This window comes from Acidibrevibacterium sp., from assembly GCF_049965395.1.
GTDB lineage: Bacteria > Pseudomonadota > Alphaproteobacteria > Acetobacterales > Acetobacteraceae > Acidibrevibacterium > Acidibrevibacterium fodinaquatile.
Genome location: NZ_JBMFWJ010000056.1, coordinates 1 through 15,008 on the forward strand (window position 1 = coordinate 1; position 15,008 = coordinate 15,008).

At 66.2% G+C, this 15,008-nt stretch carries 16 protein-coding genes; 12 read left to right on the plus strand and 4 right to left on the minus strand.

Annotation, left to right across the window (positions count from 1 at the left end; genetic code table 11):
* Positions 1-522: hypothetical protein (locus ACP5M5_RS12850; RefSeq protein ID WP_427937965.1), on the plus strand; the 522-nt coding region annotated here is incomplete at its 5' end.
* A 109-nt stretch (positions 523-631) separates the two neighbouring features.
* Here the strand turns inward: ACP5M5_RS12850 and cynS are convergent.
* The gene (cynS, locus tag ACP5M5_RS12855; RefSeq protein ID WP_427937967.1) at positions 632-1,081 is read right to left on the minus strand and encodes a cyanase; all 450 of its coding nucleotides are present in this window, start codon (positions 1,079-1,081) and stop codon (positions 632-634) included.
* 17 nt (positions 1,082-1,098) lie between these two features.
* Positions 1,099-2,088 carry a cysteine synthase A gene (cysK, locus tag ACP5M5_RS12860; protein WP_427937968.1) on the minus strand — a complete coding sequence of 330 codons (990 nt, stop codon included), beginning with the start codon at positions 2,086-2,088 and terminating at the stop codon, positions 1,099-1,101.
* 65 nt (positions 2,089-2,153) lie between these two features.
* On the opposite strand from cysK, the gene ACP5M5_RS12865 reads away from it, so the two are divergent.
* The 4 genes from ACP5M5_RS12865 to ACP5M5_RS12880 all read left to right on the plus strand — a co-directional run bounded on the left by ACP5M5_RS12865 (position 2,154) and on the right by ACP5M5_RS12880 (position 6,131).
* The gene (locus ACP5M5_RS12865; RefSeq protein WP_274966691.1) at positions 2,154-2,600 is read left to right on the plus strand and encodes an RrF2 family transcriptional regulator; all 447 of its coding nucleotides are present in this window, start codon (positions 2,154-2,156) and stop codon (positions 2,598-2,600) included.
* Between the two features lie 65 nt (positions 2,601-2,665).
* Positions 2,666-3,301: a peroxiredoxin gene (locus ACP5M5_RS12870; protein WP_427937970.1), complete on the plus strand. Its 636-nt coding sequence runs from the start codon at positions 2,666-2,668 to the stop codon at positions 3,299-3,301.
* Positions 3,302-3,453: 152 nt separating this feature from the next.
* On the plus strand, positions 3,454-5,154 hold the full coding sequence (locus ACP5M5_RS12875; RefSeq protein ID WP_427937972.1) for an NADPH-dependent assimilatory sulfite reductase hemoprotein subunit: 1,701 nt from the start codon (positions 3,454-3,456) through the stop codon (positions 5,152-5,154).
* A gap of 50 nt (positions 5,155-5,204) precedes the next feature.
* A complete protein-coding gene (locus ACP5M5_RS12880) occupies positions 5,205-6,131 on the plus strand; it encodes an Hsp33 family molecular chaperone HslO (protein WP_427937974.1) in 927 nt (308 codons plus the stop codon).
* A 42-nt stretch (positions 6,132-6,173) separates the two neighbouring features.
* On the opposite strand, the gene ACP5M5_RS12885 is transcribed toward ACP5M5_RS12880, so the two are convergent.
* Entirely contained in the window at positions 6,174-6,419 is a 246-nt protein-coding gene (locus ACP5M5_RS12885) for a hypothetical protein (protein ID WP_427937976.1), read from the minus strand.
* A gap of 171 nt (positions 6,420-6,590) precedes the next feature.
* Between ACP5M5_RS12885 and ACP5M5_RS12890 the strand changes: the two genes are divergently transcribed.
* From ACP5M5_RS12890 to fixJ, 7 genes are all read left to right on the plus strand, one after another.
* Positions 6,591-7,634, plus strand: a complete 1,044-nt coding sequence (locus ACP5M5_RS12890; RefSeq protein WP_114912377.1) for a rod shape-determining protein — start codon at positions 6,591-6,593, stop codon at positions 7,632-7,634.
* 107 nt (positions 7,635-7,741) lie between these two features.
* Positions 7,742-8,617, plus strand: coding sequence for a rod shape-determining protein MreC (mreC, locus tag ACP5M5_RS12895; protein ID WP_427937978.1), 876 nt, complete (start codon positions 7,742-7,744; stop codon positions 8,615-8,617).
* 9 nt (positions 8,618-8,626) lie between these two features.
* On the plus strand, positions 8,627-9,181 hold the full coding sequence (gene mreD, locus ACP5M5_RS12900; RefSeq protein ID WP_427937979.1) for a rod shape-determining protein MreD: 555 nt from the start codon (positions 8,627-8,629) through the stop codon (positions 9,179-9,181).
* Positions 9,182-9,184: 3 nt separating this feature from the next.
* Positions 9,185-11,086, plus strand: coding sequence for a penicillin-binding protein 2 (gene mrdA / locus ACP5M5_RS12905; RefSeq protein WP_427937981.1), 1,902 nt, complete (start codon positions 9,185-9,187; stop codon positions 11,084-11,086).
* The gene (rodA, locus tag ACP5M5_RS12910) at positions 11,083-12,225 is read left to right on the plus strand and encodes a rod shape-determining protein RodA (protein ID WP_427937982.1); all 1,143 of its coding nucleotides are present in this window, start codon (positions 11,083-11,085) and stop codon (positions 12,223-12,225) included. The genes mrdA and rodA overlap by 4 nt, the downstream gene beginning before the upstream one ends.
* Before the next feature lie 12 nt (positions 12,226-12,237).
* On the plus strand, positions 12,238-13,707 hold the full coding sequence (locus ACP5M5_RS12915) for a PAS domain S-box protein (RefSeq protein ID WP_427937983.1): 1,470 nt from the start codon (positions 12,238-12,240) through the stop codon (positions 13,705-13,707).
* Positions 13,700-14,314: a response regulator FixJ gene (gene fixJ / locus ACP5M5_RS12920; protein ID WP_427937984.1), complete on the plus strand. Its 615-nt coding sequence runs from the start codon at positions 13,700-13,702 to the stop codon at positions 14,312-14,314. The genes ACP5M5_RS12915 and fixJ overlap by 8 nt, the downstream gene beginning before the upstream one ends.
* A gap of 140 nt (positions 14,315-14,454) precedes the next feature.
* On the opposite strand, the gene ACP5M5_RS12925 is transcribed toward fixJ, so the two are convergent.
* Positions 14,455-15,008, minus strand: a 554-nt coding sequence (locus ACP5M5_RS12925) for a HEPN domain-containing protein (protein ID WP_427937986.1), incomplete at its 5' end; no start/stop codon positions are given.

Below are 15,008 nucleotides of genomic sequence, written 5' to 3' on the forward strand. Positions count from 1 at the left end.
CCACGCTGGCCAGGCAAGGAAATCCAGCGTCCACCGCGTGCTCACGCACATGACGCGCCAATAGCCGGGTCGTCCAGAGTTTCGCCCAACGACCTGCCGTTCCGCCTTATCGCCGCCGCCTTCCTCTCGTTTTGCCGCGATAAATTTGAGCATCTCGAGTATTTCTGCTGGCGGGGCTTTTACTGGGCGGAGCAGCACAAATCGGACAGCGCGGCGGTCTTCCGGTGCAACCTGCCGCTCTTCATCGACCGAACGGACACCGAACGCATCCATGCGCGCGTGCTTCCCGGGCGCGAACGCAGATCGGTGTGGGACACCTGCACGGTCTTTTTTGGACACTTGCTGATCTGCGATCTCGCCAAGCAGCGGGTTCTTGGCAAAGGGCCGTTCCACCATGAATACGATTGGTTGACCGGCACGCATCAGAACGACGATCTGATTGATTTCGTCAAGGCTGGTTTCGAAAAGACATATGGCATCCACCCCGACGCCTTCGACAAGGGCGCCAACGCGGCGATGTAAACCGCCTCATGCCGTTGTCAGGCGGATGTCCGTTTCTCCGCCTTGTCGCCTGAAACCGAACTTCCGCTCCCTACACCCAAGCCCCCAAATCCAAACCGAGACTCCATACCTAATACCGTTTGTAGGGCAAAAATTTCCCGCTCAGGGTGAGCTTGACGCGATCGCCCTTTTGATCCGGCTGACGCTCCAGCGTCATGTCGAAATCGATCGCGCTCATGATGCCGTCGCCGAATTCCTCGCCGATCAATTCCTTCCAGGTGGTGCCATAGACCTGGATCAACTCGTAGAAGCGATAGATCAACGGATCGGTCGGCACCGTGGTCGGGAGCGAGCCGCGATAGGGGATTTCGGTCAAAAGCGCCGCCTCCTCCGCGCTCAAATCAAAGAGTGCGGCGGCTTTTTCGGCGGTTTCGGCGGTCATCGACATTTGCCCAAGGCAGGCAGCGCAGACAAAAACCGGCGCATGGCCGAGCCGCGCCGCGATCTCCGCCCAGCGCAACCCTTTTTCCCGCTTGATGCGGAGGATTTTCTGCCCGAGCGCGGTTTTGGCGTCATTCATCGCGGCGTCTGCTCGTGTCAGCCGAGCCCGGCGAAAAGCGGGGTCGAGAAATAGCGTTCGGCAAAAGACGGGGCGATGGCGACGATCAGCTTGCCGGCATTTGCCTCCTCGCGCGCGGTCGTGAGCGCGGCCTGCAGCGCCGCCCCCGAAGAGATGCCGAGCGGGATGCCATCGGTTGCGGCGGCGCGGCGGGCCATGGCGATCGCCTCGCGCTCGGTGACGCGCAGAACGCCATCCATCAGCGCCATGTCGAGGATGCTTGGCTTGAACCCGGGGCCGATGCCCTGAATCCCGTGCGGCCCCGGCTCGTCCCCCGAGAGCACGGCGCTTTCCGCCGGCTCGACGACGAAACAGCGAAGCCCGGCCTTACGCGGCTTCAGCGCGCGGGCGATCCCCGTCATGGTGCCGCCGGTGCCGGCACCGCCAATGACGATATCGACGCGGCCGGCGGTGTCGGTCCAGATTTCTTCGGCGGTGCTCGCGACATGGATCGCGGGGTTGGCGGGGTTGTCGAACTGCCGTGGCATCCAAGCGTTTGGCGTCGCCGCAAGGATTTCCTCGGCGCGGGCGATGGCGCCGCGCATCCCCTTCGCCGCCGGCGTCAATTCCAGCTCGACCCCCATCAACCGCAGCATCTTGCGCCGCTCGATCGAGGCGCCTTCCGGCATGGTGACGATCAAGCGATAGCCCTTCGCGACCGCGACGAAGGCAAGCCCGATGCCGGTATTGCCTGAACTCGGCTCGACCAGGACACTCCGCCCCGGCGTGATCAGCCCATCCGCTTCCGCCTGCTCGATCATCGCGAGGCCGATGCGGTCCTTCACCGAGCCGAGCGGGTTGAAGAACTCCAGTTTCAGCGCGAGATCAGCCTTGATGCCCTCCGCCGCAGCGAGGCGCGGCAGGCGCACCAGCGGCGTCGCCCCGATGGTTTCGAGAATGCTGTCATAAATCCGCCCGCGCGCCGGCGGGCGCGGCAGGGTGAACGGGGTGGGGTTTGCTTTTTCCATGGCCATCACTATATCGAGGAAATATACGCTGGACAATGGTGGAATTGCAGGACGAGGAACGCGGGATGCTGTTGCGCCATGATCGCGGGATGCTGGCGGTGCTGATCGCGCTCGATATCGCCTTTCACGGTGGACGCGGTGCGGCGGTCAGCGCCGCCGACATCGCCGAGCGGCTTTGCCTCGCCCGGCGCGGCATGGAGCCGCTGCTGCAGGCGCTCGCGCGCGCCGGCGTGCTGGAAAGCCTGCGTGGCCCGCGCGGCGGCTACCGGCTCGGCCGCTCGCCACGCGATATCCGCCTCGGCGACATCCTTGCCGCCGCGCATGAGGAGCCGGATCCGCCCGATGAGTTCGGCGGCGACCTCGCCGGCGCCGTCGTCATCCCGCTCTGGTCGGAGATGGAGGCCATCGTCGGCGCGCGCTTCGCCTCGCTCACGCTCCATGATCTGCTCCGCCGTGCCACCGAAGCCGGCCTGCGCCGACCGGTTTCAGAGGCGATCAGCTTCGCGATCTAGCGGCGAACGTGCCTCTGATCCGCAAGAAAATTTTTATTGTCAGCGACAAAGCAAAGGACCTCACCATGAGCTTGCAACTCGGCCAGATCGCCCCCGACTTCGAGCAGGACAGCACCCACGGCCGCCTTCGTTTTCATGAATGGCTCGGCGATTCGTGGGGCATCCTGTTCAGCCACCCGAAGGACTACACCCCGGTCTGCACCACAGAACTCGGCGAGGCGGCGCGCCTCAAGCCGGAATGGGACAAGCGCCATGTCAAGGTCATCGGGCTTTCCGTCGATCCGGCAAGCTCGCACAAGGGCTGGGAGAAGGATATCGAGGAAACGCAGGGCCAAGCGCTCAATTTCCCGATGATCGCCGACGCCGATCGCAAGGTCTCCGACCTCTATGGCATGGTGCACCCGGCGGCTGACCCGCTGCTGACGGTGCGCTCGGTGTTCATCATCGATCCGGCCAAGAAAATCCGCCTGATGATGACATACCCGCCCTCCACCGGCCGGAATTTTCAGGAAATTCTCCGCGTTATCGACAGTCTCCAACTCACCGACCGCTACAAGGTCGCAACCCCGGTCAATTGGACCAAGGGCGAGCCGGCGATCATCGTCCCGAGCCTCTCCGACGAGGAGGCGAAGCAGCGTTTCCCGCAGGGCTGGAAGGCGCTGAAGCCTTATCTCCGCATCGTCGAACTGCCGAAGGACTGACGGCGGCCGAAAGATCGTGCCGGGGTGGGAAACGGCCCATCTGGCACGATCTTTTGTGTAATAAAATTTCTCCTTCCATAAATCGTGATTTATGGCTATCAACGACTCCATTCTGGCCATCAGCGCCGGCCGATCAGCCGATGGAGTCGCCCATGTCCCCTCCCCGCCCGCCGAGTGGCGTCGAACGTCTCAAGGCCGCGAGCCACTTCCTGCGCGGCGAACTTGCCGCCGAACTCGCGAGCCCCAGCCGCGAGGTCAGCGAGGATACCTATAACCTCCTGAAATTCCACGGCACCTACGAACAGCACGACCGCGACACGGCGACCGAACGCAAACAGCGCGGCGAGGCCAAGGATTTCTCCTTCATGGTCCGGGTGCGCATGCCAGGCGGCGTTTTGACAGCGGCGCAATATCTCGCGCTCGACGCCCTCGCCGATCGCTACGGCAACGGCACACTCCGCATCACCACGCGCGAGGGGGTGCAGTTCCACGGCGTCATCAAACAGGATCTCAAGGCCAGCATCGCCGCCATCAACCAAACGCTGCTCACCACCCAAGCGGCTTGCGGCGATGTCGTGCGCAATGTCACGGCGACGCCGGCGCCGCGGCGCGATGCGGTGCATGCGCGCATTCGCGCCGATGCCGCGATGCTGTCGGCGGCCCTGCTGCCGGCAAGCCGCGCCTATCACGAGCTGTTTCTCGACGAAGCGGGGCAAGCGGTGCTCGGCGCCGCGCCGGAGCCGCTTTACGGCCCGACTTATCTGCCGCGCAAATTCAAGATCGGCATCGCAACGCCAGAGGACAACACGATCGACGTCCTCACCAATGATCTCGGCATCATCGGGCTGTTCGCGGGCGAGCGCTTGCTCGGCTATAATTTCGCGCTCGGCGGCGGGCTCGGCATGACGCATAACAGGAAGGACACCTATCCGCGCCTTGCGACGCCGCTCTGCTTCGTTGGCCCCGACGATCTCCGGCGCGGCGTCGAAGCGGTGATCGCCTTGCAGCGCGATTACGGCGATCGCAGCGATCGCCGCCGCGCGAGACTAAAATACCTGCTCGATGAGCGTGGTCTGGACTGGGCCAAGCGCATGTTGGACGAGTATTTTGGCGCCCCGCTCGCCCCGCCGCGGCCGCTGCCGCCGTTTCAGATCCCGGAAATCCTGGGGTGGCACGCGCAAGGCAACGGCAAATTCTGGCTCGGCGTGCCGGTGCCGGCGGGCCGGATCGAGGATCGCGGCACGAAGCGGTTGCGCACCGCGCTCCGCGCCGTCGTCGCCCGTTTCGGTGCCGATCCGGTGCTGACCGGCCAGCAGGATATTTTGCTCTCCAACCTCGCGCCCGCCGATCGCGGCCCGGTCGAGACGCTGCTTCGCGAGCATGGTGTCGTGCTCGCCGAAGCGCTGACCCCGCTCGCGCGCTGGTCGCTCGCCTGCCCAGCGCTGCCCACCTGCGGCCTCGCGCTCGCGGAGGCGGAGCGGGTGCATCAGCCGATCGTCGCCGCGATCGAGGCGGCATTGGCCAGCGTCGGGCTCGCCGGCGAGCGCATCAGCCTCCGCCTGACCGGCTGCCCGAATGGCTGCGCCCGGCCCTATGGCGGGGATATCGGCATCGTCGGGCGAATGCCGGGGCATTACGCGCTCTATGTCGGCGGCGATTTCGCCGGAACGCGGCTCTCCTTCAAACTCCATGACAAGATCGCCGAGGCCGATCTCGCGCCGGCGCTGGCGCCGCTGTTCGCCGCCTTCGCCGCGGAGCGCGAGGCGGGCGAGGGGTTTGGCGATTTCTGTGCCCGCCTCGGCGCCGAGGCGCTCCGCGAGCGTTCGCTGCCAGCGCGCGACGCGGCGGCGTAAAAGCCCATCCCGCCCTCGCGCTCGCGGGCGCGAGCGCCTATCTTGCCGGCATGAACGAAAGGCCAGCCTTCCTCGATACTGAGCGCCCGGACGTGCCCGACCTCGTCGTGCCACGCGGGGTCATCCCGTTTCACCTCGTCGACGCGCCGGTGCGCGGGCGGCTGGTGCGGCTTGGCCCGCTGGCTGAGGCGCTGCTCGCCCGCCATGCCCACCCGGCGCCGGTCGCGGCACTCGCCGGCGAGGCGCTGGCGCTGGTGGCCTGTCTTGCCAGCGGGCTGAAATTCCATGGCTCCTTCAGCTTGCACGCACGCGGCGACGGGCCGCTCCGCACCCTCGCCGCCGATTGCACCGAAACCGGCGCCCTCCGCTTCTATGCCGCCCTCGCCGAGGGCGTGCCACTGCCCGTTGATACCGCGCTCTCCGCTGGCGCCCTCCTCGGCGCGGGTCATATCGCCTTCACCATCGACCAGGGCGCCGATCGCGAGCGCCATCAAGGTATCGTCGCGACCCATGGCGAGACCTTGGCGGCGATGGCGGAGCATTATTACGTGACCAGCGCCCAGCTCGCCGCGAGCCTTCAGCTCGCCTGCGCCGAGACCGCTTCTGGCTGGCGCGCCGGCGGCCTGATTCTGGAACGCCTTGCCGACAGGCCGGGCGCCGAGAGTGATGCCGCCGAAGAGGACTGGCGCACCGCAACGCTGCTCGCCGCGACCCTGACCAAGGCCGAGTTGCTCGATGATCGTCTCACCCCCGAAATCCTGCTGCAACGCCTGTTTTACGAGACCGGGATCGTCCTCGGCCAACCGCGCGCGCTCGCCTTCGGCTGCCGTTGCTCGCGCGCCCGCCTTGCCGCCATTCTCGAGGGATTTCCGCCGCACGATCTCGACGACATGGCGGTCGGCGGCGATATCGTCATGACCTGCGAGTTTTGCGCGATCGATTTCCGCTTCCCGCGTGCGAGCTTGGGCTCCGGGTAATGTTCCCTCGCGGGGCGCGCCGCCGGCGGCCCCGCATGTCGACTACTCGTCGTAATTGAACCCGCCCCAACCGACGCCGCCGCCCTCATAGGCGCCGCCATAGGGCATGCCCATGCCGTAATAGCCGGGGCCGCCCTGCTCATAGCCGTCGCTGCCAAACATACCGCCGTCGTCGTCGCTGCTGTAATCAGCCCAGCCGCCATCGTCGCCGCAGGCGGCAAGGAGAAGCAGGGCGACGAAGACAAGCGGGGTCCGCGTGCGGCGCCGGGCGGGCGGGCGCGTGTTCATGTCCTGTTATTCCCTTTTTGATATCTCTCTCAGCGACCACGATTGTTTTGCCTGACGCGGTCGGCGCGGGCAAGCCATGCGCGCTGGTTTGTGATCGCCGGGCTTGTTTGCGCGCGCGGGGCCGGCTAACCCTCCGCAGCCCGCGATGCGGCTGACAGGAGTTTGGACACGATGTTTTCCCGGCTGCTTGGTTTCATGTCGGCCGACATGGCGATCGATCTCGGCACCGCCAACACGCTGGTCTATGTCAAAGGCCGCGGCATCGTGCTCGACGAGCCGAGCGTCGTCGCCATCGCTGATGTTCGCGGCAAGAAGCAAGTGCTTGCGGTCGGCGAGGAAGCCAAGCACATGCTCGGCCGCACGCCCGGCAACATCTCCGCGATCCGGCCCTTGCGCGACGGCGTGATCGCCGATTTCGAGGTCGCCGAGGAAATGATCAAGCATTTCATCCGCAAGGTGCATAACCGCCGCGGCTTCGCGAGCCCGCTGATCATCATCTGCGTCCCCTCCGGCTCGACCGCGGTCGAACGCCGCGCGATCCAGGAGAGCGCGGAAAGCGCCGGCGCGCGCAAGGTTTTGCTGATCGAGGAGCCGATGGCCGCCGCCATCGGCGCCGGCCTGCCTGTCACCGAGCCATCCGGCAGCATGATCGTCGATATCGGCGGCGGCACCACCGAGGTCGCGGTGATTTCCTTGGGCGGCATCGTCTATGCGCGGAGTGTGCGCGTCGGCGGCGACAAGATGGACGAGGCGATCATCAACTATATCCGCCGCAACCATAATCTCCTGATCGGCGAGGGTTCGGCCGAGCGGATCAAGCTCGAAATCGGCGCCGCGAGTTCGCTTTATGACGGCGATGAAGGCGCCTATCGCGAAGTGAAGGGGCGCGATCTGATGAACGGCGTGCCGCGCGAGGTCTTGGTCAGCCAGCGCCAGATCGCCGAAAGCCTCAGCGAGCCGGTGAGCGCCATTGTGGAAGCGGTGAAGGTCGCGCTCGAAAATACGCCGCCGGAACTCGCCGCCGATATCGTCGATAAGGGAATCGTGCTGACGGGCGGGGGCGCTTTGCTCTATCGTCTGGATCAGGTACTGCGCGATGCCACGGGCTTGCCGGTGGTGGTCGCCGAGGAGCCTCTGCAATGCGTCGCCCTCGGCACTGGCCGCGCGCTCGAAGAGATGAAAAGACTACGCCATGTTCTGTCCACCATGTATTGAGTGATCGCGACAAACCACCCTGATCTCCGGCCGATCGCCGGCGCCCGCACCGGGAGAAGACACCGGCGGGCGCGGGCGATCGCCACGCCAAGGAGGGACGACGCCCGATGATCCGGCTGTCCATTCCCGCGCGCCAGGCGCTGGCACGGCTCACCCTGCCGCTGCTGATTGCCGGCGCCTTTGCGTTGCTCTTGCTCGGCAAGGCCGATGCCCTGCTCGCCGAACGGGTGCGCGCGAGCCTCGGTGACACGCTGGCGCCGCTTTACGATCTCATCGCCAATCCCGTCACCCGTGTCCGCGGCGCCATCGTCGAAGCCGGCCATCTCGTCTCGCTGGTCAGCGAGAACGCCATGCTGCGCGAAGAAAACGAGCGGCTGCGGCAATGGCAGGCGGTCGCGCTGGCGCTCGAGGCCGAGAACGCGACCTTGCGCGCCAATCTCCACTGGATCCCGGACCCGGCAGCGGCCTATGTCACGGCGCGGGTCGTGGCCGATGCCGGTGGCGTCTATGCCCGCTCGGTCCTACTCGCGGCCGGGCCGCGGCATGGCATCACCAAGGGGCAGGTCGCGCTCGATGATCGCGGCTTGGTTGGGCGCATCACCGAAACCGGGTCGCGCAGCGCACGGGTGATGCTGATCACCGACATCAATAGCCGCGTCCCGGTGACGCTCGAGCAAAGCCGCGCCCGCGCCATCCTCGCCGGGACCAACGGCGCGCTGCCGCGGCTACTGTTCTGGCCCGAGGACACCCCACCGGCGGAGGGCGAACGGGTGGTGACCAGCGCCGAGGCCAATGCGTTCCCGGCCGGGCTCCCGGTCGGCACGGTGCATTATATCGGGAATGCGCCGATGGTGGTGCCGGCGGCGCGGCTTTCGCGCCTCGATGTCGTGCGGGTGTTTGATTATCGCCTCGCCGGCGTCCTGCCGCCCGAGGCCGGCGAGCACCGGGCGGCGAAAGCACCGCCGGCGCCCTACGAGCCCTGAGCGCCGGCGATGGCCATGCGTTTCCTCTCGCCCCGGCTGGCGCCCCGCCCCGATCCTTGGCGCCAGCTCGACGCGGTCGCACGGGCGGCGTTTCCGGGGGCGGGCACGGCGCTCGGCCTCCTCGTGCTCGCGGTCCCGCTCGGCCTTCCCGAGCAGGCGGCGCTGGCGCCCGCTTTCCTGTTCGCCTCGGTCTATTTCTGGAGCCTGTTCCGCCCGGCGGCGATGACGCTCCCGCTGGTTTTCGCCCTTGGCCTGTTCGCTGATCTCCTCGGCAGCGGGCCGCTCGGGCTCGATGTGCTGGTGCTGCTGCTGTTCGCCGCCGTCACCCGGCGCTGGCGGCGTGGGCTCGCGCGGCAGAGTTTTCTCCTCGTCTGGCTAGTGTTCGCGGCCTTTGCGGCGGGCGCGACAGCGCTTTCCTACGCGCTCACGGCGCTCCTCGATCTCACCGCGCTGCCGCTGGCGCCGGCTTTGGTCGAGGCCGGGTTCGCGATCGGGTTTTATCCCCTGCTTGCGGTGCTGCTGACCCGTGTTCATCGCGGTCTTGCCGCCAGCGCGGCGGTGTGAACGATGCGCCGCGACACCAACCGCACCAACGTTTTTACGCGCCGCGCCCTGATCCTCGGCGGGATCGAGGCGCTGGCCCTCGGCGGGCTCGCCGCCAAACTCTATCAGGTGCAGGTGGTGGACGGGAAGCGCTATGCCCTGCTCGCCGAGAGCAACCGGGTCAGCGCCCGCTTGCTCGCGCCGCCGCGCGGGCGGCTGCTCGACCGCGACGGCACGCCACTCGCCGGCAACCGGATGAACTGGCGCGCGGTGCTGATCGCCGAGCAGGCCGATGATCCGCAAGCGACGCTCGCGCGATTTTCCGGCCTGATCCCGCTTTCGGAGCATGAGCGCGCCCGCATCGACCGCGAACTCGCCCATTCCCGCCGCTTCATCCCAATCATCCTGCGCGATTTCCTGGAATGGGACGAAATGGCGCTGATCGAGGTCAATGCCCCCGATCTGCCCGGCGTCATGATCGATGTCGGGACCACGCGGCTTTACCCGTTTGGGGCGACGCTCGCGCATGTCGTCGGCTATGTCGCGCCGCCGAGCGAGGACGAGGCCGAGGACGAGCCGCTGCTGGCGCTGCCGGGGATGCGGGTCGGGCGCGCGGCGGTGGAGAAATATCATGATCTCGCGCTCCGCGGCCATGCCGGGCTGGTGCAGGTCGAGGTCAACGCGGTCGGTCGGGTGATCCGCGAACTCGCGCGCGAGGAGGGGGTTCCCGGCGCCGAAATCACCCTCACCATCGATTCCGGCCTGCAGCAGGATGTCGTGGCGACACTCGGGGACGAGAGCGCAAGCGCCGTGGTATTGGATGCCCGCAACGGCGAAGTGCTGGCGATGGCGACGACGCCGAGCTTCGACCCCAGCCTGTTCAATTCCGGTGTCTCACAGGCACAATGGAACGAATGGACCAAGAACCGCCAGACGCCGCTGATCAACAAAGCGGTCGCTGGGCTCTACGCGCCGGGCTCGACCTTCAAGATGGTGGTGGCGATGGCAGGGTTGGCGGCGCGCGCGATCACCCCGAATGAGCGCATCGTCTGTCCCGGCTATCTCGATCTCGGCGACACGCGCTTTCATTGCTGGAGCCGCTATGGCCATGGCGCGCTCGATCTCCGCGGCGGGCTCAAGAACAGTTGTGACGTGTTTTTCTACGAGGTCGCGCGGCGCACCGGGATCGACGCCATCGCCGCCATGGCCAACCGCTTCGGCCTCGGTGTGCGCCCGCAAATCGAACTCCCCGAAGCCCGCGCCGGCCTCGTGCCCACCCGCGCCTGGCGCGAGAGCCACGGCCATCACTGGAATCCCGGCGATACCGTTGTCCATGGCATCGGCCAGGGCTTTCTCGAAATCGCACCGGTGCAGCTCGCGACCATGGTGGCGCGGATCGCAACCGGCCGCGCCGTTGAGCCGCATTTGACGCGCAGCATCAACGGCACCGCCGCCGCTGGCGCCGATCCCGCTTTCTGGCCGGCGCTCGATGTCCCGGCGCCGTTCCTGCGCGCCGTCCGCGAAGGCATGTGGGCGGTGGTCAATGAACAAGGCGGCACCGCCCCGCTTGCCCGCCTCGATCTTTCCGGCATGCAGCTTGCCGGCAAAACCGGCTCGACGCAGGTCCGCCACGTCTCGCGCGAGGCGCGCGAGCACGGGCATTTCAACTCCGAAAGCCTTCCCTGGGAGTTTCGCCCGCACGCCCTCTTCGTCGCATTCGCCCCCTATGACGCGCCGCGCTATGCGCTCGCCGTCGTCGTCGAACATGGCAATGCCGGGGCGCAGCGGGCGGCGCCGCTGGCGCGCGCGATCATGACCGATGTCCTGCTCCGCGACCCCGCCAACCGTCCGCCCCAGCCCGCCGCCCCCCGCATCGCCGCTCGCCTCGATCCGGCGCCCGGCACGCCGCCGGCCGAGACACGATGATGGAGCGCCGCCTCTATCGCGCCGAGGGGTTTGGGCTCGCGGCCAAGCTGCGCGCGGTGAGCTGGCTCTATGTCGGGCTGCTCGCCGCCCTTGCCGGGGTTGGCTATGTCGCGCTCTATTCCGCCGGCGGCGGGCCGCTGCCTTTCGCCAATCGCCACGCGCTGCGCTTCGGGCTTGGGCTTGCGATTCTGATCGCGACCGCGCTCACCGATCTCCGCCTGATCCGGCGCCTCGCCTGGCCGCTTTACGGGCTCGGGGTCGCGCTGTTGCTCGCCGTCGCCCGCTTTGGCCATGTCGGCAAGGGGGCACAGCGCTGGATCGAGATCGGCGCGTTTCAGCTCCAGCCGAGCGAGCTGATGAAAATCTTCCTCGTCCTCGCGCTTGCCTCCTGGTTTCATCGCGCCTCGTTCGAACGGATCGGCAACCCGTTCTTCCTGATCCCGCCGGCGCTGGCGACCGCCATTCCGGTGGCACTCATCCTGAAACAACCCAATCTCGGCACCGCCGTCATCACCGCCCTGGTCGCCGGCGCGGTGTTTTTCGCCGCCGGCGTCAGATGGTGGAAATTCGCCCTGGTCGCGCTCGCGATCGGTGCCGCCGCACCGCTCGCTTATCATCATTTGCATGATTACCAGCGCGCCCGGATCGAGACCTTCCTCCATCCCGAAAGCGACCCGCTCGGCACCGGCTATAACATCATCCAGTCGAAGATCGCGCTTGGTTCGGGCGGGCTCTGGGGCAAGGGGTTCCTGCATGGCACGCAAGGCCATCTCGACTTCCTGCCCGAAAAGCAGACCGATTTCATCTTCACCGTGCTCGCGGAAGAATTCGGCCTCGTCGGCGCGCTTGCCCTGCTCGGCCTGATCACGCTGATCATCGCTGGCGGCCTGGTGATCGCGCTGCGCGCCCGCGAGCCTTTCGCCCGCCTGCTCGCAATTGGCATCACCGTCAATTATTCGCTTTACGTGTTCGTCAATCTCGCGATGGTGATGGGGGCGATTCCGGTGGGAGGCGTGCCGCTGCCGCTAATTTCGCATGGCGGCTCCGCGTTGCTAACCGCAATGTTTGGCTTTGGCCTGTTGCTCTCGGTCGAGGTGCACCGCGATGTCAGCCTCGCGCACGATCCGGACGCGATCTGACGCGGGGCTGCGATGGAGCGGATCTACCGGGCAGTATTCGAGGCGGCAGCAGATGGGATTTTCGTTATCGGCGCGGGCGGGGTGATCCGCTTCGTCAACCAAGCCGCCGGCCCCCTGCTCGGGGTCGCTGACGCCGCGCTGATCGGCCGGCAGATCGGCGATTTCTTCTGCGACCCTGACGATCAAGCGGCGCTGGCGCCCACCGACCGCCATCCCGGCGGGCGGCGTGAGATCATGATGCGGCGGGATGACGGCTATCGTTTTCCTGCCGAGATCGTCCTCCGCGACGTTATGCGCGAGGACGGGCCGACACGGGTGATGATCGCGCATGACATCTCCGCCCGCCACGCGACGCGGGAGATGCTGCTCGCGCGCGAGGAATTGCTTCGCGCCATCATCGCGACGGCGCCGGAGGCGGTCATCGTCATCGACGCCCATGGTCGCATCATGTCGTTTAGCGCCGCCGCCGAACGCATGTTCGGCCACCCCGCCGCCGCGATGCTCGGGCGCAATATCAGCATGCTGATGCCCGAGCCCTATCGCCGCGAGCATGATTCCTATCTCGCGCGCTATCTCGAAACTGGCGAAAAACGGATCATCGGCATCGGCCGCATCGTCGTCGGCGAGCGCGCCGATGGCACGAGCTTTCCGATCGAGCTGCAGGTTGGGGAGGTCGAGGCCGGCGGGCAACGCCTGTTCGCCGGCTTCATCCGCGACCTCTCCGAGCAGCAGGAGGCCGAACGGCGGCTCCAGGATCTGCACGGCAAGCTCCTCCACACCTCGCGGCTCTCGACGCTGGGGCGGATGGCATCCACCCTCGCCCATGAGATCAATCAGCCGCTGACCGCGATCGCCAATTACGTCGAGGCTGGGCGGCAATTGCTCGCCGCCGGGCGGGCGGAGCTTTTGCCGCGGGTCGCAGACGCGCTGTCGCGCGCGGGCGAGCAAGCGGCGCGGGCCGGCAGCATCATCCAGCGCCTGCGCGGTTTCGTCGCCCGCGGCGAGAACGAGAAGAAGCCAGAGGATCTCAACACCCTGGTCGAGGAGGCGGCGACGCTGGCGCTGGTCGGGGCGCGGGAATTCGGCATCCGCGTCACCTTCGCCCTCGCCCCCGATCTGCCGCCGGTGCTCGCCGACCGGGTGCAGGTGCAACAGGTGATACTCAATCTCGTCCGCAACGCCGTCGAGGTGTTGCAACCCTGCGCCCGGCGCGAGATCACTGTCCAGACGGCGGCATCCGAGGGGTTCGCCGAAATAACCGTCGCCGATACCGGCCCCGGCATTGCGCCCGAGATCCGCGACCAGATGTTCAGCCCCTTCGTCTCCACCAAGCGTGACGGCATGGGGCTCGGGCTCTCGATCTGCCGTGAGATCGTCGAGAGCCATGGCGGGCGGATCGACGTTGCCTCGGCGCCGGAGAGCGGAACGGCTTTCCGCTTTACCCTCGCCTTTGCCCCCCCGATGGAGACCCTTGATGACTGACCCAGAGGTGATCGTCGTCGATGATGACGAGGCGGTGCGGGAATCGCTCTGTTTCCTTCTCGAAGCGGCGGGCTATCGCTGCCAGGCTTTCGCCTCCGGCGTCGCTGTGCTCGCCGCGCCGCCGGGGCCGGGCGCGGGCTGTCTCCTCCTCGATGTGCGGATGCCGGAGATCGACGGCGTGACCACGCTCGAGCGGCTGCGCGCCGCGGGCGTGCGGATCCCGACGATCATTATGACCGGGCATGCCGATGTGCCGCTGGCGGTCAGGGCGATGAAGGCCGGGGCACGGGATTTCGTCGAAAAGCCCTTCTCCGATGGCGCGATTTTGGAAGCGGTCGGTCAGGCGTTGGTCGATGTTGGGACGGACGCGCCGGGACGCGAGGCGCTGGCGCGGCTTGCGACTCTCAGCCCGCGTGAGCGCGAAGTTCTGGATGGGCTGGTTGCTGGCCTACCCAACAAAACCATCGCCTATGATCTCGGCATCAGCCCGCGCACGGTGGAGATCCACCGCGCCCATGTGATGGAAAAATTCGGGGCGCGCAGCCTCTCCGAACTCGTGCGCCTGGCACTGGCCGCCGGCATCGATCCGGGAGCGCGGCATAAGTAAGCAAAGCAAGACGTTTCCCTGCCTTCCCCTCACCGCGGGGGGCTGGCAGATGCGTGGATGCGTCCACCGCGGCAACCGTTGAACGCAAGGAAATCAAGTAATTCGAGGCCAGTCAAACGAATTTTAGGTCGGGCTCGAGATCAGGTGGGCGCGTCGCCCTGTGGCGAGGGGAGATCTGGCATCGGCGGCGCGGGCAATACCACGCCGGCATTCTGCAAATGAAATTCACTTTCTTCTTTCTGAATGACGGATTTTTGAATCAAATCGTCCGAGACGCCAATTATTTTCAGAATTTTAATACGGCACAAAAGATCAAGGGCTGGCGTCAAATTTATTAATTCCCGGACAAGGTCGCCATATGTCTTATGTTTCCACTTGTTTGGATTTAGGCCAACGAAGTGAGACAGGTCGTTTCGGAGGTCGGCGCAAGATTTGGCAAATTTTTTCAGACCGTTTTCGTCGAACTCAACGGGTAACGTGCGCAGGAGGTGGAACAGACGATCGCACAGAGATGGTTCTCTCGCATGATCAAGTCTCTCCTTGAGCCATCGCCGATCGCCTGCGTTGAGGGCTCTGGCACAATTCAAAATTCGTGATATTTTTTCAGATAATTTCTTGTCTTTCAAAATTTCGTTTTCATTCCGGCTCATCGCCTCCAATGCCCACACCAAAGAGACGAATTTTAGCTCCAGGG